Consider the following 18,560-nt stretch of genomic DNA (forward strand, 5'->3'; position numbering starts at 1 on the left):
CATATAGCTCGTGCAGGAAAGGGAGGAAGACGATGTACAACATTCTGATCGTGGATGACGAGCCGCTTATTTGCGAAGGACTGACCGCGCTTTTATCCTCATCCGGCATAAATATCAGCCATATCTACAATGCACATAGCGGCTATGAAGCGCTGGATTATTTGCGCATGGAAAATATAGATTTGCTCGTTACCGATATTCAAATGGGTTCAATGAGCGGCATCGAGCTCATGCAGCAGGCGAAAATTATCAAGCCATGGGTGCAGGTCATCGTCATATCCGCTCATGAGACCTTCCAGTATGCTCAGCTTGCGATCCGGCTTGGAGCCCGGGATTATTTGATCAAGCCGCTCAATAGCGAACAGTTCATGAGCTCGGTTCGCCATGTGCTGCTTCATATGGATAAGACGGTGCGCGACCAGGATGAGCTGATGTCGGACCTCAGAGAGCACTTTCATATGGAGGAGCCGCTGCCGGGCCGTACAGCGTTGATGAACCGCATGTTGGCTGCGGACACGCATGACCGCGAGGCTGTTGTCGAAGAGCTGAGAAAGCAATACGAGACGAACCTCAAAGGGCCTTATTATGCAGTTGTAAAAATGAAGCTGGATTTTGCTTCCGACAGCCGTGCGCTACAGGAGAGAGACGAGCTGTTGCTTCAATATGCGGCGCTTAATATATCCAATGAACTGCTGGACGCGGAATGGGATCACCAGTCCTTCTATTCGCCGGATCAGGCGATCTGCATCGTCATTCAATGGAATGAGGCGCGTTATGGCGACTCCAGCGTTGACAAGGTCAATCAGTTGGAGATGATCGGTCGAAGCCTGCACTTCAACGTCCATAAGTTTCTGGGTTTCCATTGCGTCGTCGGCATCAGCCAGATCCTGAAGGGCAGCGAATTTCTGGGCGAGGTGCATGCGCAAGCGGACAAGGCGATTCAGTGGAGCCGTGAATACAAGGATCATTATGTGTTCTATTACGGCGATTTCAAGTGGGGTGTGCAGACCGCGGAGGAACCGACGGAGGATGAGATTGCCGCGCAAAATAATATGATCGTGGAGCGCTCCAGCAAGTACATTCATCAGAACTATGCCCAGAAGGGGCTCACCTTGAATGAAATTGCGCAAAAAAACCACGTCAGCCCCAACTACTTAAGCTATTTGTTCAAGAAAAAAACAGGCTACAATCTATGGGAATACGTCATTAAGCTGAGAATGGAGGAGAGCAAGCGGCTCATCCTGACTACTGACCTGCGCCGCTATGAAATCTCGGAGCAGGTCGGCTACGAATCACCGGAGCATTTTAGCAAAATCTTCAAAAAATATTTTGGAATCAGCCCAAGCGAGATGAAAAAGTAAGATTGCCTATCATCCGAATAGATATGCACATGTTCTGGGATACCCTCTTTATCTACAATAAATAGTAGATTAACTAAAGGAATGAGGGACCACGCAATGGAGCAAACAACGGCTGTTCCAATCAGCAAGACAAAGCCGCAGACGCAGCGACCAGGAAGGTACAAACGGTATATATGGGGATTTATCTTCATCTTGCCGGCTATTGTCACCTTCACGCTCTTTCTGTGGCTTCCGATCTTTAAAGGGGTGTTGAACAGCTTCTACGACGTCGATTTTGTCAAAGGCAACACCTTCATCGGCTTCGACAATTACAAGACCATCTTCGCGGATCGGGATGTTATGACGTCCGTGAGAAATACGCTCTATTATATGGGGCTCGCGCTCGCGATCGGGTTCTGGGTACCGATCCTGTTCGCGCTGGCGATCTCGGAGATGCGCAAATTCCAGGGATTCGCCAGAGTAGCGGCTTACTTGCCGTATGTCGTTCCATTCGTCGTATTGTACGGCGTATGGAGATGGCTGTATGACCCAGTTGGCCCGATCAACGCCGTTCTGAAGAGCATCGGCCTGAATCAGATCAACTTTATGGTTGACCGGGCCTGGTCGATGGCTTCTATCGTCATCATGGAGACGTGGCAAAGCTTCGGCTCCGCGATGCTGATCTATCTCGCTGCGATACTCGCGGTGCCTCGTGATTGGTACGAGGCAGCTGAGATTGACGGCGCAGGCATATGGCATCGCATCCGGTATATTACGCTGCCGGCGATCCGCAACCAGATTATGCTGCTGCTCATGCTGCAATTGATCGCTACGTCGCAAGGCTTCCAGACCCAATATGCGATGCTGGAAGGCGGACCGAACAATGCCACGCTGACCTACGCCCTCCTCATTGTAAGATATGCATTTGTAAGACAGGATTACGGCGTCGCCTCCGCCCTCGGTGTGCTTATGTTCTTCGCGCTGAGCATACTTGCGATCGTTCAATACCGGATCAACAACAGAGGGGGAGTTAAATCATGAAGGCGCAAGAACGCACCATTATATCCAACTATGACTTGAAGAAGCCTGGCACCCGCTGGATGTACTATCTGATGAACCTGCTCGTGGTCATCATGATGTGCTGTATGGTGTATCCGATTCTGATCTCCATGCTGAACGGCCTCAAGGCCAATACCGAGGTCAACTCGTTCCCGCCGACCTTCTTCCCGAAGGAATGGCATTTCGAGAACTATATCAAGGCATGGAACTATATGGATCTTCCAATGTACTTCAAAAACACGATGATGATTTTTGTCGGTAATATGGTCGTCACCGTTATGGTGCTTGGCCTTGCGGCTTATGCGCTGTCGAAAATGCAGGTTCCGCTGAAGTCGGCCATCTATTACTACTTCCTGATGACGCTGTTCATCCCGGCGACGACGTATATGATTCCGAACTTTATCAACCTGAAGGATCTCGGCCTGATGGGCTCATTCGCGGCGATCTGGCTGCCGGCAGGCGCCAATGCGTTTTTCCTGCTCCTGCTGAAGACCTTTATGGACGGCATCCATGTGGAGATCTTCGAGTCGGCCCGGATTGACGGTGCTTCGGAGATTAGAGGGTTCTTCCAGATTGCGTTCCCGCTGTCGATTCCGATCTTCGCGACGCTCTCGATCTTCGTGTTCGCGACTGCCTGGAACGACTGGTTCTGGCCAAGCTTTATCTTGAGTCAAGAGAACAAGCCGCTGTCTGCGGCCATTCGGGATTTTGTCTTGAACGCCCGTCGACTGGATTTGAATATTCGCTTTGCGATCCTGACTATTGTCATGATTCCGCCAATCATTATATTCCTCTTCTTCCAGAAGTTTATATTAAGAGGGCTTTACCTTGGCGGGGTTAAAGGTTGAAAACTGATTAATTGTCATGATGTGTGTGATTTTGACAGAACGTAAATCTGCACATGATCCGAATAGGAATACACATCGCCCTAATGAATGCGCCTACATTATGATGAGCGTGTAAGCTAAATTTGAGAGGAAAAGGGGATTTTCAAATGCGCAAGATTTCGATGATGATTACGGTAGTTCTGGCCTTCACCCTCATCCTGGCAGCATGCGGGAAGAGCAATGGCGGCAATACATCGCCAAGCCCGAGCCCGAGCAGCACTCCTTCGGATACGAACAGTGCTCCTCCAGCCGAGGACGATATCACCCAGAAGAAAGTATCCATCAGTATCTATTACCCGACTCCTGATCGCGTAGAAGACCGCGCGCTGGAAGATGACAAGATCAGACGCTTCAACGAAGTGTTCCCGAACGTAGAAGTCATTAAGAGCGACTGGCAGTACAACCCGAACGAAATCGGCATCAAGATGGGTGCGAACGAAGCGCCAACGCTGTTCAACACGTACGCTTCCGAGGGCAAGTTCCTGGCGGAGAAGGGCTGGGCGGCAGATATTACCGACCTGTTCAACGCTTACCCGTACAAGGATCAAATGAACCCGGTTCTGCAAGACCTGTTCACAGTTAACGGAAAAGTATACGGCATCGCTCAACGCGGCTATCCGACGGGCGTAACCGTTAACAAAAAAATGCTGGAAGACAAAAGCATTGCGATTCCTGCGTTCAACTGGACTTGGGATGACATGTTGAATACGGCAAAAGCAGCTTCCGATCCGAATGCCGGCATCTCCGGTATCGCACCGATGGGCAAAGGCAACGAATCCGGCTGGAACTGGACCAACTTCCTGTTCACGGCTGGCGGCGACATCATTAAGGTAGAAGGCGACAAAGTAACGGCAACGTTCAACTCCGACGCCGGCATGAAAGCACTCCAGTACTATGACAAGCTGAAGTGGGAAGCGAACGCTATTCCTCAGGACTGGGCGCTTGGCTGGGGCGATGCGGTAGGCGCGTTCGCACAAGGCAGAACGGCAATGGTTATCGCAGGTCCGGACGGTCCGGTTGACCAGGCGCTTAACCAAGGCGGCATGACGCCGAATGACATTCTGGTGTACCCGATCCCTGCATACGAAAAAGGCGGCAAGCATTATGGCGTTCTGGGCGGCGACTTCCTGGTTATCAACCCGAACGCTAGCAAAGATGAGCAAGCCATCGCATTCTACTATGCAACATTCGACTACTTCTCCGACAAAGGTTTGGAGTCGCTGGAAAGAAACATCCAAGACCGTCAGAAGGAAAACAAATTCTACGTACCGGCTGTCTATCAATACTTCAAGCCTGATGCTGAGTACGGCGCGAAAGTAACGGCTCTGTTCAACAAGTACGACAACGTGTACCAATACGGTGAAGAAACGATGAAACTGATGGATGACGGCAAGGCTGAATCGCCATATAATACGCAAGACTTCTACGGCGCGATGACGAATGTTATCCAGGAAGTATTCTCGAAGAAGGGCGTAGATATGAAAACCCAGCTCGACAATACAGCAAAGTTCATGCAAGAGAAATTCTACGATACAATCCAACCTTAATTATGACCATGCGGGGTTGTCCCAGGGTAGATGCCTGCATCTACGGGGGCAGCCCCGTTCTACTTCTCCTTGGATTAATCGAGGGGGGCTTAGCATAGGAATCGGGTGGTGGTTACATGTCGAAGCTGGCGTTTAATTCAAGATGGCTGGCGTTATGGATAGGCATTGTCATTGTAGTCGCGATTGTCTGCATTCTATTCTTCTCAGGCTTGCTGAGCGGCGGAGGTAAGGCAAAGATGCTACTGAATGAAGAGGAAGGCTTGCTCATTGTGAGCAACAAGCAGTACGAAATGGCTTTTTATAAGGACAACGGCGGTATTGCTTATGTGAAGCAGCAGGGAGCTTCGGAGCAGCTGTCCGCCGGCAACCAGACGCTGTGGTGGGCGATTCTGGGCGATGATACGTCTGTGCAAAGCTCAAGCGCAGAATCCTTCACTTATGAATGGAAGAAGCGTGAAGGCGAGATGCAGATGCATTACAGCGGTCCGCTGGAGGTAGACATCGATGTTCGGTTCGGGGATGACGACCGGATCTATATGACGGCAGCGCTTGCGAACAAGACGAGTCAGAAGGTGAAGTCGTTCCGCTTCCCTTACGAGCTGAAAATCGACCAAGGCGGCGTGCAGGATGCGATTCTGCCGATGCTGCCTGGCGCCAAGCTGAAGAATGCCTTCTTCCAGGAGAGCAATTCCTTCTCCGACCAGTATCCGGGCGTCATGTTCGCTTCGTATCTGGCGATGCGCACGAATGCGGGCAATCTGGCCATGTACGATCTGGGCGACGAGACGACGCTGCTGACGGAGATCGGCTACAAGCATCAGATCAACGATTCCGGCAAAACCTCGTTTGTACACAATTACCGGACTTGGGTAGAAGCAGGCCAGAAGTGGAGCAGTCCAACCGTCGTGCTGGAGATTGGCGGCGACTATACAGCTTCTATTGCCAGCTACCGGGAGCTGAACGGGATTGGCGAGTACCGTTCGCTTCAGGATAAGCTTGGCGACGATGCGGCCAAGTACTTCGAACTACCTCTGTACAAGACCGATATATCCGCGATCAAGGATGCGAATTGGGACAATCTGACGACCGGATTTATCGACAAGATGAATTACAATGGCATGATTCATCTGGTCGGCTTCCAGACCGGAGGCCATGACGAGAATTATCCGGACTTTATTCCTCCCGATACCAAGTGGGGCGGTAACGCGAAGTTCCAGCAATTCGTGAAGAATGCGAAAGAGAGAGGCAATATTGTCGTTCCGTATACGAATATGAGCTGGTGGGGCGTAAGCTCGCCGACGCTGGATCAATTGCCGGAAGGGACGACGCTCGCCGACATTATGGTCGAGAAGGAGAACGGCACCGTGACGAAGGAGGACTACGGTCCGCATAGCGGCTATGTCGCCCATACAGGCCATCCGTTCTTCCGCGAGCGGACAGCGGAAGAACATCGCAAGCTGATTGAGGATGCCGGCTTCGATGGCATATTCGAGGATCAATGGGGCATCCGCAACTCGCCTTACGTGTTCAACAAGTCGATTCCGGAAGGGACCGACCCGTCGACGGCTTATTTCAAGGGCGTGCGCGATTACTTTGAGGCGCTGAAGCATCGCATGTATATCGAGGACGGCACGGATGTGCTGGCGGACGATTCCATTGGGTTCATGGGATCGACTTATCTCTGGGATATTCTTGGCTACCGCAAAAACACCGCGCCTTATACGGAATATTATCCGCTGTCGGGCATGCTGATGAGAGACAAGGTCATGTTCTATCATCATAATCTCGCCGGGGAGACGATGACCGACGATCAGGATATGCTGCGCTGGAATTTGGCGATGGGCTATAACCTGAGTGCCGACTTCTACAACGGGGTTACCAGCCCATGGGTCGATGCGATCGGCGTCTTCCAGAAGCATGTGCTTGCCGGCTATGCTGATCAGCTCGTCCGAAATTATGAGCAACTGACAGATACGGCAACCCGTACCGACTTCGGCACGCATCAAGTGACGGCCAATTGGAGCAAGACGGACGCTTACGTACTGGATGAGCATACGACGCTTGCTGTTGGCGGCTTCGATGTGCAGGCGAAGGACGGCAGCGTCAGGGCGGGCAATTATACAAGATACAACGGACTTGATCTCGACGAGGGCGAGCATGATCTGGTTGAGATGCGGGGCAAGGATGCCATTCGAATCTATCAGCCGATCGGCTCCGATACGACGCTGAAGGTGAAGAAAGGCGACAAGTGGCCGCATGTCTCCGCCATTGCCTATGAGGCGAACGGGACCCGGATCGCTGATCTGCCTGTGAAAGAGGAAGGCGATTATGCCATCTTCGATTTCATCGCGTTGATTAAAGAACAGAAAGTCGGGTATGTCGAGTTAATGGGCTCGAAGGAAGCCAGCCAAGCATCGGAGGTATTCCCGAAAGTGAAGGCGGAAATCAATTTCGCGCTTGGCAAGACGGTAAGCGGCACGTCGATTACGGCGGAAGCATTCGATCCGAAGCTGACCGTTGACGGCGACCCGTTCACGTATTGGGAGAGCACGGCGAAGAAATTCCCGCAATCCTTAACGGTGGATCTGGGCGAAGAGCATGCTATCGGCAAGATCAAGCTGAGACTGCCGCCGCAGGATGCGTGGGAGTCCCGGACACAGGATATTGAAGCGCTGGGCAGCCCAGACGGTACCATGTTCACAACATTAGTGCCTTCGGCGCCGTATACGTATGATCCGAAGACGGGCAATGAGATAGAGATTGTATTGGATGCACCGGCGAACACCCGTTACATTAGAGTGACGATTACGTCGAACAGTGCATGGCCAGCAGCGCAAGTGTCCGAATTCGAAGTGTATTAAGCGAGAGAGAATCCTGAAGCGAGAATAAGGAAGCATGAAACAGCCCTTTGCGGATGAGATCCGGCAAAGGGCTGTTTGGCATGGCTTCTACAGATTTTATGTGCATATCTATATAAATGCTAGAAGGTACGCGTGTTGAGAGTCTCCTATCCGGGTTGATGTGTTCCGCAGCCTACCTGTGATAATATAGCAGCAGGAGATGAGAAATTTGAGGGCATTATTTGAAATAAGAGGCTTAAGCAAGCGAATTCCCTCGGCCTATGAGAGCACTGGGGAACGTGTATTGCTGAATCATATAGATGCCATAATCCGGGAGTCGGAAAGCATCGCCATTATGGGCGCTTCGGGGCAAGGCAAGAGCACGATGCTGCGGATATTGGCTTGCCTCGATTCGGCGGATGAGGGAGAGATGTCTATACGCGGCGCCTCTTGCAGCGGTATGGAACCAGCGAAGTGGAGGAGCCAGGTTTGTTACGTCGCACAGCACGCTGTTATGCTGCCGGGCAGCGTCGAGGATAATTTGCGTACGGTGAGCCGGCTTCATGGGACGGAATACGAGCAATCGCTTGCCGAGCGGCTGATAGAGCGAAGCGGGCTTGCCCATCTTCCCATGAAGGGGCCGGCGGAAGACCTGTCCGGGGGCGAGAAGCAGCGGCTGGCGCTTGTTCGTTCACTCTTGCTTCGCCCTTCTGTGCTGCTTCTGGATGAGGTTACCGCCTCCCTGGATTCCATTAGTGCCAGATTAGTGGAAGATGTTTTGATGGACTGGCATCGCGAAGAAGGAACAGCGCTAATCTGGGTGACGCATCAAGCCGATCAGGCAGTCAGGGTGGCTTCCAGGATGTGGACGCTGGAGGACGGTCGTTTAACGGAGGATGGCAGCCGAGATCATTACATCGATTCGGCGGAGAATGAGGTTATAGGGAGCGTGAGAGAGCGATGACGCTGCTGGCGCTGAGCTGTACGCTCGTCTTTGTATTTATTACGATGTTCGTATCCTTCTGGAAGAGGCTTGGCCTTGAGAAAAGCATTGCAATCGGAAGCATACGGGCAGCCGTTCAATTGCTGGCGATTGGCTATGTACTGCAATATGTGTTCAAGACGGATCATATGGCCATTATTATTCTGATTATTGTCGTCATGACAGCGGTGGCAACCTGGAATGCGTCAAGACGCGGAGCAGGCCTGAGGGGTGTCTTCTGGCGGATTGCACTAACGATTGCGGCTATGGAAGCTTTCATGATGCTGTTCCTGATTGGGCTGAATCTGATTGAGCCGACTCCGCAATACATCATTCCGCTCAGCGGAATGACGATCGGCAATGCGATGATTGTCGCTGGCCTGTTCACAACATCGATCAAGCGCGAGGTTGAAGCTTCGCGCGGAGAGATCGAGACGCTGCTGTCGCTTGGAGCCAGCAGCACGCAGGCACTGCAAGGGCCCATGAAGCGTGCGGTCAAGTTCAGCATGATCCCGACGATCGACAGCTTGAAGACGGTAGGTTTGGTGCAGCTGCCCGGCATGATGACGGGGATGATCATCGCAGGAGCCGATCCGGTGGAGGCGGTACGGTATCAGTTGCTGATTCTATTCTCGCATACCGGTTCTGCCGCAATGACGAGCATGATTCTAAGCATGCTCTATCAAAAACTGTTTTTTACGCCGGATGCGCGGCTTCGCAAGATCGAAAAAAGTTAGTTTTGGAGCGGCCCGAAGCTACCCAGGCTGCTGGAGGAGGAAGCTATGAGCTATACCATTCTCATCGTCGAGGACGATATGAAAATTGCAGAGCTGCTAGGGTCGCATATCGAGCGATACGGACATAGGGCTGTTGTCGCCAAGGATTTCGGGCAGATTCTGCAGCAATTCCAGAGCCTTAAGCCGCATCTCGTATTGATGGATATTAATTTGCCAAGCTTCGACGGGTATTATTGGTGCAGACAGATTCGAACCGTATCTACGTGTCCGATTATTTTCCTCTCTGCGAGAAGCGGGGAGATGGATCAGGTCATGGCGATTGAGAACGGCGGCGACGATTATATGACCAAGCCGTTCCACTATGAAGTGGTGATGGCGAAGATTCGCAGCCAGCTTAGACGCGCTTATGGCGACTATGCCGCCTCGACGGAGGAGCGTGTCATAGAGCGCGAGGGTCTGGCGCTGCATCTGGAGAAGATGGAGCTGCGAATTGGCAGCCGATCGATCGAGTTGACCAAAAAGGAAACCGTGCTGATGGAAGCGCTGCTGCTGAGCTTCGGCAAGCTCGTCGGACGGGAGACGCTGCTGGAGAAGCTGTGGGATGATTATGCGTATGTGGACGACAATGCGCTTAGCGTCAACGTAACGCGCCTGCGCAAGAAGCTGTCCGACCTCGGTATTCAAGATGCCCTGGAGACGGTGCGCGGCACCGGCTACCGGCTCAATCCGAGTTGGCTGGGGGATGCCAAGTAATGCGGCTGTTTCTAAGAGAGCATATCCCGCTCATCCTCATCGTCATATTGCAACTCGGTGTTGTGACGGCCGTATTCTATCTGGACGGCTATCGGAGCTGGAAGGTGGCGGTATATGCGGCGGTGCTGGGACTTTGCTTATTCGGCGCCTACTTGGTCTATCGCTACGCCAGCCACGGTAGCTTCTACAAGATGCTAAGCCGGCATGAGCAGCCGGTCGAAGAGACGGCAAGCGTAACCGGCTCGGCGCCTTTGCCGGCGGCCATGCGGGAGCTGCTGGCTGAGCAGTACAAGAATTACGATCAATTGCGTCTGGAGGCAGAGCGCAATCGGGAGAGTCATGTTACCTTCATCAACCGCTGGGTACATCAGATGAAAACGCCGTTATCCGTACTGGAGCTGATGCTTCAGGAGGACGACAGTGAGCGTGGCGCAAGCATGAGGGAAGAAACAGATCGGCTGCGGAAAGGGCTGGAGACAGTGCTCTATATGTCCCGTCTGGATACCTTCGAGCAGGACTTTGCAGTGGAACGCATTCCGCTTCGCGAATGGGCGAATGATGTCATTCTGCAGAACCGCAGACTCTTTATCCGCAGCGGCGTATTCCCCCGGCTGGAGGCGGACGAGGAGCTGGTTGTTCATGCAGACCGGAAGTGGCTTTCCTTTATTCTGGAGCAGCTTCTCACCAATGCGGTCAACTACTCGGAGCCGGGGAGCGGCAGCGGTGTGACGATTGCCGCCTACCGCGACGAAGGGGGCACGGTGGTGGAGGTTCGGGATCAGGGCGCGGGCATTCCGCAATCGGATCTTAAGCGTATCTTCCAGCCTTATTTCACCGGAGAGAACGGCAGGAGCTTGAAGGAATCGACCGGGATGGGATTATATTTGGTAAAGTCGGCCATGGATCGAATGGGATATCGCCTGGATGTGGAATCCCGAGTCGGCGAAGGAACGGTCATGCGGCTGATTTTCCCGTAGCAGAACAAGATTTGGCGGATTCCAGGAGGAATCCGTTTTTTGTTATTTTCGGCAGGCAACCGCCCGGCAAGTCACGCAACCTTGCAATATTGTAAGGTAGGTGAAGGAGTTGTTCATAGGCTCCGGACGCGATTCTGGCTACACTTAAGTTATACAAGAGAGTAGGAGTGGATCGCGATGGACGTATTGGAAGTGAAGGGCATGAACAAGATTTATCCCGGCAATGTGCCATACCGGGCGCTGAATGATATTGAGTTAACCGTAGCCAAAGGAGAGTTCGTCGGCATTATGGGACCGTCGGGCAGCGGCAAGACGACGCTGCTCAATGTCGTCTCCACCATTGACCGGCCTACTTCCGGACAGGTGCTGCTGAACGGCACGGACCCGTTCCGTTTGCTGCCGGAGGGGCTGGCGAGATTCCGCAGGCGGGAGCTGGGATTCGTCTTCCAAGCCTTTAATCTGCTGGATACGATGACGGTCATGGAGAACATCGTCCTTCCGCTTACGCTCGACCGGACCAAGGTAAGCGATATGCTGCAAAGAGCGGAGCGGATTGCCGAGAAGCTGGGCATTGCAGGCATTCTGAACAAGCGAACCTATGAAATTTCGGGAGGCCAGGCGCAGCGTACCGCAATTGCAAGAGCGCTGATTCATCAGCCGAAGCTTGTGCTGGCTGATGAACCGACGGGCAATCTGGATTCCAAGTCGGCCCGCGATGTGATGGAGCTAATGTCGGCGATGAACAAGGGTGAAGGCGCAACGATGCTCCTCGTCACCCATGATGCGATGGCAGCCAGCTATTGCGACCGCGTAGTCTTTATTAAGGATGGCCGAACCTATACCGAGATTCACTACGGTGACAACCGGAATGCCTTTTATCAAAAGATACTGAATGTATTATCGCTGCTTGGAGGGAATGGACATGAATTTCCGACAGTTCGCGTATAGGAATGTTGTCCGCAAGAAACGGACGTATGCCGCCCATTTTCTAAGCAGCGCATTTTCCGTCATGGCGTTTTTTATCTATGCCGTGCTGCTCTATCATCCCGACCTGCAAGGCCAGCTTACCTCTAGCAGCGCGACAGCCTCGTATTTGGCAACCATGGGACTTAAAGTTTCGCAATATTTTATCTTTATCTTTTCGTTCCTGTTCTTGCTTTATTCTACAGGCGCGTTCTTGAAGGCCCGCAAGAAGGAATTCGGGATATTGCTTGTGCTGGGCATGACGGAGAAGCAGCGGATGAAGCTGACCTTTGCCGAGAATATGCTGATCGGACTGGCGGCTATCGGCTGCGGGATCGGCGTGGGACTTTTATTTACAAAGCTGATCCTTTTGGCCAGCTCCCGGCTGCTTGTGCTGGAGGAAGGTCTGCGCTTCTATCTTCCGCTGCAAGCCGTATGGATGACAGCGGGTGCCTTCGCCCTGCTGTTCCTTGTTGTATCGATCCTGACGATACGAATAGGCCGGCAGAACAGCGCCTTAGAGCTAATCAAGGGGGATGAGAAGCCGAAGCCGGAGCCGAAGGCGTCGATCTGGCTGTCGCTGCTTGCCATCGCGCTTATTGCGGCGGGGTACGGCATGGTGTTCTATTTTGTCAACAAGTCGGCATTTTTCATGTGGCTGCTTGCCTTGGCTATCGGCTGTGTGGTGCTGGGCACGTATTTCTTGTTCACACAGCTTAACGTCTATGTACTGCGGGCGCTCAAACGGCGCAAGTCCTTATTGTTCCGCGGCATTAATCTGATGTCGTTCACGGACATGGCCTACCGGGTCAAAGATAATGCCGTCATGTTCTTCATGGTGGCGACGGTTATGGCAGCCGCCTTCTCCGGGATTGGAGCCTGCTTATCCATAAGCGACCCGGGGCGAACGGAGAAGCAATATCCGTATGCGTTCACCTATTGGTATCATTCGGAGCATGACGGACGTGCCGATGAAGCGGTCGCCCGTATCGATGAAGAATTAGGGGGAGAGGGATATTCGTTTCAGAGATCGAAGCTTGAGCTTGTAACTGCGGAGAACAGCGAATATTCCGTCGTGTCGTTGTCTCAATTCAACGAGCTTGCCGGCATTAGAGGGTTCAAGACGCATGAACTGGAAGCGGATGAGCTGCTTATCTCCTCTGGTATTGTTGCCCGGTTTAGCGGCAAGTTTGAGAATGAATCGGTGATGCAAGCCGCAGCACAAGTGTTGGGAGACAACGGCGGTCAGCCAAAGCTGAAGGAACGAGTGGGCGATGCCATTATCGCGCAATCAAGCGATGTCATCGTGCTGCCTGATCAACAGGTTGCCCGGCTGAAGCAGGAAGGCGCAGCTGCCGCCTCCGTCATGTATTACGTCTTGCCGCAATGGCAAGAAACGCTGGAGCTGGCGAGAGAACTTCAGTCTGATTTGGAGGCTAACTTTGCGGGAACCGGCCGATTTTCAGCACTTTCGATGGACCATTATCATGAGCGGCAGCTTAACGGCATTTTGCTTATCATTAGTGTATTGGTCGGCGTCGTGTTCTTCACCTTTGCGGCTAGCTTCATCTACTTCCGGCTGTATGCGGATGTGGAGCGCGATGAGAAGCAGCTTGGCATGACAAGCAAGCTGGGACTGAGTCCGAAGGAGCTTGGACGATTGGTTACGCGGCAGCTGACGGTTATGTTCTTCCTGCCGTTCCTGCTGGGCATGGCGCATAGCGCGATTGCTTTTATCAACATGGCGAGCTTGACGGGAACCTCTATGCTGACGAACGGTTTGATGATTTATGGCGTATTCTTCGGTATTCAAGTTCTCTATTTTCTGCTGATCCGCTGGCGGTATCTGAGCCGGATGCACAGGAAGCTGGCTGCATGAAGAAAGGCCATCCGAAGGCTGCGCAATGCAGCAGGCGGATGGCCTGTCCGTTTTGTATGCATGCTTATCGCTTTCGCAGATCAAAAAACTCGCATGCTGATCTTTTATGATACATCAGATCGCTTACGGTGGATTGGGTCACGACGGTATGCTCGTCGAACCGTACGATAACGGAGGTCGCATCGACGATGTGGTTATCCTGAAATACCCGGATACGCGTTCCTTTTTGCAGCGCTTCTTCAAAATCCGCGTCCATCAGCAGCCTTCGGTTAAGCGACATGTTCGAACTCCCTTCCTGATAAGGCGTATTGCCTGTCATTGTTCCATGACCTATAGTCTATCGCATGATGTGTATTCAAACAACATCGGCTGAACAACGGGGGAGACAATCGCTTTTTCTGACGCTGCAGCTATTAGGGAGAACGGGAACGTGTACCCGGGCTCGCCTTCTTTTTTGTCCAAACTCCGCATAAGTATGGAAGAGCGCAGGACGAGCGGACGGAGGGATGAAGATGGCAAAGTGGGGAAGGCGTGGCTTTCGGCTTGGTCCGTTTCGGGGCCTTGGAGGCTTTCGCAAAGTGAAGACGGTGACGTGGGGGAGTCCACGGTCCAAATCGACCTCCGCTAAGTCAGGCGGAGGAGCGAAGTGGGGCTCTGGCGGAGCGAAGCTCACTGGCATGAAGTGGGGCGGAAAGCCGACTTCGGGGGGCCAAGGCAGCGGCTGGGGCAGACGGCAGCCGATCTTTCAATTCCGCCGCAGCAGCCGGAAGGCACAGGTGTCCGCATGGGGGACGAATCCCAAGGAGGCGCGTCCGCGGCGCCGGGTACGCAAGCGCAGCTTGCTGCTGCTGATGCTGGTCTTCATGCTGTTGTTCACGGTGCCATCGTTTATTTTTATCGAACGGAATTTGCGCCCTCCGCTTATGAATATTGCCAAGGTTCGGGTGAAGCAGGTTGCCACCCAAGCGATTAATAAAGCCATTACGGAGCAGGTCGCCCGTAAATCCGATTCGGAGAAGCTGATTGATTGGAAGATGAACGGAAATGGCAAGATATCGGGATTTATGCTGAATTACACGGAACATATGAGCATTACCTCCGAGACGATTGAGACGGTGCAAAGCACACTGAAGGAAATGAAAGATATACCGGAGCATATTCCGATCGGTCATGCGCTCAATAGTGCGATCATCTCCTCCTTCGGTCCGCGCGTCCCTGTCAAATTCGAGCCGGTCGGAGCGGTCAAGGTCGAGCTGAGCACGAGAGAACGCAACGCAGCCATCAATATGGTGCTGGTTGAGGTCTACATTAAAGTTGTCGCAGAGGTGTCCATCATTATTCCATTCGATACCGAACCAGAGCTGGTGGAGACGGAAATCCCGATCTCATATTTGCTCGTTGTCGGCGATGTGCCGATGTACTATTACGACAGCTCGGGCAATCCCGTTGGGGAGAACGCGCCGCAAGCGCCTAATATCTCAGTTCCGATCTCGCCGGGGACAGGGGTGTCTACCAGTCCGGGCACGGAGGAAGAGAAGAAGGCCGAAGACGGACATTCCCCGTTACTTCAGATGCAATCCGAATAATACTTTTGGGACGGATTCAACAGCATACAATCCCGCAGAGGCTGCCAGCCTTTGCGGGATTGTTGCGTTGGAGCGTATATATTTACTGCTTGGGAGGAGTGCAGTCAGCAGCAGGCTAAGGCTTAGCTCCTTCGGCGCTGGCGTTCTTGCTGCTCCCATCGCCTTAGCATCGGATATGGATCGAACGCCCACTCCACCATCCCGCGGTCGCTGTAGATGCCGTAATGAAGATGCGGCGGGAATTTGCCGGAGGTGCCTGGTTTCCCGTAGCCGGAGCTGCCCACCCAGCCGACGACTTGTCCCGGCTCTACAATATCGCCGACCGCAAGCTTCTTATCGAAGCCGGACAGATGAGCGTAATAGTGGTAGTGGTTGTTCAAGTCACGAATGCCGATCCGCCATCCTCCGAACCGATTCCAGCCTTTAATCTCGATCACGCCATAGCAGGTGCTTCTTACAGGCGTGCCATGGCCGGCGAACAGATCCGTGCCTTCATGGCTGCGGCGTCCGCCCCATCCACGCTTGGCGCCCCATGTATCCTTGTAGGAGTAATTGTTGCCAACTGGTAAAGGAAAGGCATGCTGGAATAAATCAAGCTTGCCGTATTTCTTATAGATGGATGCGAACTGCTCAATCCGCTGCACGGAACGGCTGTTGCGGTAATAGTCCCATAGACCGATGGGAAAACGTATTTCGCTTGTTCCTTTTGCAGATGCGAATCTGACAAGGGAAAACAGCAGATCGGTATCACTGTTGCGTTCCGCCAGTCCGTTGCCGTCTCCGTCGCGTCCAATTCCGTTGAACCATTGGATGGATAGCGGGAAGATATCGTCGGAGTCGGGATTAAGCTCGCCAGCCCACCGCTCCTGCTCGATGAAGACGCCAACCGTCTGGCCGAGCTGAGGACGGGCCTTCGGCTTTGCTTTCGATATTGTCCGCTCATACTGGTCGACCGCAGCGATCCAGTACCACTCCACGTTCGTTACGCTGCTCAGGCTGTCGTACAGCTCGCGCCGGACATCGTATTGATCCTTGACGGGAGCGGCCCCTGATTCGTCCATGCGGCTTGCCGCTGCCGCAACCGTCTTCCCTGTGGCGGCTGCGGAGCCTCCCGGACTTATAATAAGCGACAAAGCCGTCACAGCGGCCGTCATCGGAATCCATACCTTCAATCTTCTCACCCTTTCAGAAGCATGACGGACATAAAGGTATGTTTTGCGGGTGGAGTGGATTTTATCCAAAAAATGATTTTATGGTTGGGATAAGGTGGTTTTTGATTTTAGAACGTATGTTGCCTATAGAAAAATATAGGTAGAAATAGCATCTTATCCTACTTAAGAACTATTGGAAGTGATACTTTTAGAGTATACACTAAAATTGTTATATTTTATCAAATATAATAGAAAATAATAAAAATAAGAGAGGATGTATTTTGGTGATGTTTAAAAGGAAACAAAGGTCAGATTATTTTACAGGTATTTCTAAGAAAAAACTGGTCATCTTAAGTATGACTATTTTCTTATTTACTAGCTACTTTCATAGCTCGCAAAGTATTGCCATCGGCGAAAATATGAAAGTGATTGATAATGCAAACGAGGTAAAAACGATTAAAACGGCATCCATCCAGGGAAAAGAAAGCGCTAAAAAAATGGTAGTTGAACAATTACGTGCAGAGTCGATAGAAAAATCACTTCAAATGCTTAAGCAGGAGGATAAGAAAAAGTATTTTCCCAATAAGACTTTAGTACAGAATAAGCAAGTGGAGAAATACATCATAACTATATCTGATAGTCGAGACTTCTTAATTTCTGCTATTGACTGGTCTTTGGAAAATCAAATAAAAGTATTGGAATTACCTACAAACAAAGAGGATTTTTCTGCTGAAGAACGGAAAGCTATGAGTGCTGCCAGTGAGAAAGGACTCCTATTTATTAGTTCCGTTATGATTGTTGAAAAAAATGAGCTCGAAAAAGCAATAACAATTAATAAAGATGATTTTGCTCAAAAGGTTTCTGAAAAAGCACTGATTGAAAGTTATTCTGTCGAGAAAGATAAAGTCGTATCAAGAAAATATAATTTAGTAGCTGGAACATCAAGTCTAGACGTTGTGCTAATGATGCTATCCATGAATTCAAATATGAACCAACTACAACTTAATAATCTGCTTGAAGTAACCTCAAATCCAATCGGTAATATAGAGAATAACGAGTATGAAGTAAACATACTAAGAATCTTAGAATTTATGTTGTTGATGAAGAACGCTCCGAAACAATCGATTGAATCCAATATGCCATCCCAGTCACTTGTTACCACTACTAACACAACCCTGCCTTCCATTTCAGCAAGTAACATAACAACAAACTCAATAACCTGGAACGTTGCCTATATTAACCCCAATGCTTATGGGAATAGACTGGAACTGTACAATTTCACAACAAACCAATGGACTGATATATCCGGAACTTACTACACCAAAAATGGTTCTTATACTACGTCTAATCTCTTGATTGGAAATACTTATAGAGGAAGACTTACATATTTGGAGAATGGTGTATGGATCGTTGTTGATAAAATAGTTACTACAATTGCGACAGGACAGCCGACGATACAAGTCACCAATGTCCAAAGCACATTTGCCGTTGTTAACGTGAAGTATCCTGCAAATGTAGTGTACGGAAATAAACTCGAATTATATCACTCTGCTAGTGCTCAGTGGACAACTATAGTGAGTGATAAAGCTGAGAATGGTACTTATACGATTAACAATTTAATACCTGGAAATATGTATTACGTTAGAATGACTTGGTATGATAATGGATGGAAAATTAAAGATGTAAATTTTACAACTTTAACAAATAATCAATTATTAAGTATTAAATATGAGTATGATTCTAATGGACGGCTCATTTACATTAAGGATTCTCAAAATAATATTATTGCTACTTTTACTTATGATGATAACGGGAATATGAAATCTGTACAGAAATAAAAGAAAAAATAGGAGGATTCG

15 protein-coding genes are annotated in these 18,560 nt (G+C 51.0%); 13 read left to right on the top strand and 2 right to left on the bottom strand.

Annotation, left to right across the window (positions count from 1 at the left end; all coding sequences use genetic code 11):
- Window positions 1-32: 32 nt before the first annotated feature.
- The 11 genes from AC0YNW_RS21395 (at window position 33) to AC0YNW_RS21445 (ending at window position 13,964) form a co-directional block, all read left to right on the top strand.
- Window positions 33-1,361, top strand: coding sequence for a response regulator (locus tag AC0YNW_RS21395; protein ID WP_387476687.1), 1,329 nt, complete (start codon window positions 33-35; stop codon window positions 1,359-1,361).
- A gap of 96 nt (window positions 1,362-1,457) precedes the next feature.
- Window positions 1,458-2,381: a carbohydrate ABC transporter permease gene (locus tag AC0YNW_RS21400; protein ID WP_387476685.1), complete on the top strand. Its 924-nt coding sequence runs from the start codon at window positions 1,458-1,460 to the stop codon at window positions 2,379-2,381.
- A complete protein-coding gene (locus AC0YNW_RS21405) occupies window positions 2,378-3,247 on the top strand; it encodes a carbohydrate ABC transporter permease (RefSeq protein WP_387476683.1) in 870 nt (289 codons plus the stop codon). The genes AC0YNW_RS21400 and AC0YNW_RS21405 overlap by 4 nt, the downstream gene beginning before the upstream one ends.
- A gap of 146 nt (window positions 3,248-3,393) precedes the next feature.
- Window positions 3,394-4,833, top strand: a complete 1,440-nt coding sequence (locus AC0YNW_RS21410; RefSeq protein WP_387476681.1) for an ABC transporter substrate-binding protein — start codon at window positions 3,394-3,396, stop codon at window positions 4,831-4,833.
- A 116-nt stretch (window positions 4,834-4,949) separates the two neighbouring features.
- A complete protein-coding gene (locus AC0YNW_RS21415) occupies window positions 4,950-7,694 on the top strand; it encodes a discoidin domain-containing protein (RefSeq protein ID WP_475833680.1) in 2,745 nt (914 codons plus the stop codon).
- 208 nt (window positions 7,695-7,902) lie between these two features.
- A complete protein-coding gene (locus tag AC0YNW_RS21420; protein ID WP_475833681.1) occupies window positions 7,903-8,637 on the top strand; it encodes an ABC transporter ATP-binding protein in 735 nt (244 codons plus the stop codon).
- Window positions 8,634-9,392 carry an ABC transporter permease gene (locus tag AC0YNW_RS21425; RefSeq protein ID WP_475833682.1) on the top strand — a complete coding sequence of 253 codons (759 nt, stop codon included), beginning with the start codon at window positions 8,634-8,636 and terminating at the stop codon, window positions 9,390-9,392. Before AC0YNW_RS21420 ends, AC0YNW_RS21425 begins: the two co-directional genes overlap by 4 nt.
- A 45-nt stretch (window positions 9,393-9,437) precedes the next feature.
- Window positions 9,438-10,145 (top strand): response regulator, encoded by a 708-nt coding sequence (locus AC0YNW_RS21430; RefSeq protein ID WP_475833683.1) that lies wholly within the window; start codon window positions 9,438-9,440, stop codon window positions 10,143-10,145.
- A complete protein-coding gene (locus AC0YNW_RS21435) occupies window positions 10,145-11,122 on the top strand; it encodes a sensor histidine kinase (protein ID WP_475833684.1) in 978 nt (325 codons plus the stop codon). Before AC0YNW_RS21430 ends, AC0YNW_RS21435 begins: the two co-directional genes overlap by 1 nt.
- Before the next feature lie 177 nt (window positions 11,123-11,299).
- A complete protein-coding gene (locus tag AC0YNW_RS21440) occupies window positions 11,300-12,070 on the top strand; it encodes an ABC transporter ATP-binding protein (protein ID WP_387476669.1) in 771 nt (256 codons plus the stop codon).
- On the top strand, window positions 12,045-13,964 hold the full coding sequence (locus AC0YNW_RS21445; RefSeq protein ID WP_475833685.1) for an FtsX-like permease family protein: 1,920 nt from the start codon (window positions 12,045-12,047) through the stop codon (window positions 13,962-13,964). The genes AC0YNW_RS21440 and AC0YNW_RS21445 overlap by 26 nt, the downstream gene beginning before the upstream one ends.
- A gap of 64 nt (window positions 13,965-14,028) precedes the next feature.
- Here AC0YNW_RS21445 and AC0YNW_RS21450 read toward each other — a convergent pair whose 3' ends face one another.
- Window positions 14,029-14,244 carry a hypothetical protein gene (locus tag AC0YNW_RS21450; RefSeq protein WP_475833686.1) on the bottom strand — a complete coding sequence of 72 codons (216 nt, stop codon included), beginning with the start codon at window positions 14,242-14,244 and terminating at the stop codon, window positions 14,029-14,031.
- Window positions 14,245-14,476: 232 nt separating this feature from the next.
- Between AC0YNW_RS21450 and yunB the strand changes: the two genes are divergently transcribed.
- Complete coding sequence (gene yunB / locus AC0YNW_RS21455; protein WP_475833687.1) at window positions 14,477-15,550, top strand: sporulation protein YunB; 1,074 nt, start codon at window positions 14,477-14,479, stop codon at window positions 15,548-15,550.
- A 122-nt stretch (window positions 15,551-15,672) separates the two neighbouring features.
- Here yunB and AC0YNW_RS21460 read toward each other — a convergent pair whose 3' ends face one another.
- On the bottom strand, window positions 15,673-16,704 hold the full coding sequence (locus AC0YNW_RS21460) for a M23 family metallopeptidase (RefSeq protein WP_475833746.1): 1,032 nt from the start codon (window positions 16,702-16,704) through the stop codon (window positions 15,673-15,675).
- 284 nt (window positions 16,705-16,988) lie between these two features.
- Between AC0YNW_RS21460 and AC0YNW_RS21465 the strand changes: the two genes are divergently transcribed.
- On the top strand, window positions 16,989-18,539 hold the full coding sequence (locus AC0YNW_RS21465; RefSeq protein ID WP_475833688.1) for an RHS repeat domain-containing protein: 1,551 nt from the start codon (window positions 16,989-16,991) through the stop codon (window positions 18,537-18,539).
- The last annotated feature ends 21 nt before the right edge of the window (window positions 18,540-18,560 follow it).

The sequence above is a fragment of the Paenibacillus sp. J31R120 genome (genome assembly GCF_056269225.1).

What these genes read in the sequence shown, in the direction of transcription:
- AC0YNW_RS21435 (WP_475833684.1), top strand. Translation starts at nt 10,145, where the DNA reads ATGCGGCTGTTTCTAAGAGAGCATATCCCGCTCATCCTCATCGTCATA.
- AC0YNW_RS21460 (WP_475833746.1), bottom strand. Translation starts at nt 16,704, where the DNA reads ATGACGGCCGCTGTGACGGCTTTGTCGCTTATTATAAGTCCGGGAGGC.
- yunB (WP_475833687.1), top strand. Translation starts at nt 14,477, where the DNA reads ATGGCAAAGTGGGGAAGGCGTGGCTTTCGGCTTGGTCCGTTTCGGGGC.
- AC0YNW_RS21430 (WP_475833683.1), top strand. Translation starts at nt 9,438, where the DNA reads ATGAGCTATACCATTCTCATCGTCGAGGACGATATGAAAATTGCAGAG.
- AC0YNW_RS21415 (WP_475833680.1), top strand. Translation starts at nt 4,950, where the DNA reads ATGTCGAAGCTGGCGTTTAATTCAAGATGGCTGGCGTTATGGATAGGC.
- AC0YNW_RS21400 (WP_387476685.1), top strand. Translation starts at nt 1,458, where the DNA reads ATGGAGCAAACAACGGCTGTTCCAATCAGCAAGACAAAGCCGCAGACG.
- AC0YNW_RS21410 (WP_387476681.1), top strand. Translation starts at nt 3,394, where the DNA reads ATGCGCAAGATTTCGATGATGATTACGGTAGTTCTGGCCTTCACCCTC.
- AC0YNW_RS21445 (WP_475833685.1), top strand. Translation starts at nt 12,045, where the DNA reads ATGAATTTCCGACAGTTCGCGTATAGGAATGTTGTCCGCAAGAAACGG.
- AC0YNW_RS21440 (WP_387476669.1), top strand. Translation starts at nt 11,300, where the DNA reads ATGGACGTATTGGAAGTGAAGGGCATGAACAAGATTTATCCCGGCAAT.
- AC0YNW_RS21450 (WP_475833686.1), bottom strand. Translation starts at nt 14,244, where the DNA reads ATGTCGCTTAACCGAAGGCTGCTGATGGACGCGGATTTTGAAGAAGCG.
- AC0YNW_RS21465 (WP_475833688.1), top strand. Translation starts at nt 16,989, where the DNA reads ATGTTTAAAAGGAAACAAAGGTCAGATTATTTTACAGGTATTTCTAAG.
- AC0YNW_RS21425 (WP_475833682.1), top strand. Translation starts at nt 8,634, where the DNA reads ATGACGCTGCTGGCGCTGAGCTGTACGCTCGTCTTTGTATTTATTACG.
- AC0YNW_RS21405 (WP_387476683.1), top strand. Translation starts at nt 2,378, where the DNA reads ATGAAGGCGCAAGAACGCACCATTATATCCAACTATGACTTGAAGAAG.
- AC0YNW_RS21395 (WP_387476687.1), top strand. Translation starts at nt 33, where the DNA reads ATGTACAACATTCTGATCGTGGATGACGAGCCGCTTATTTGCGAAGGA.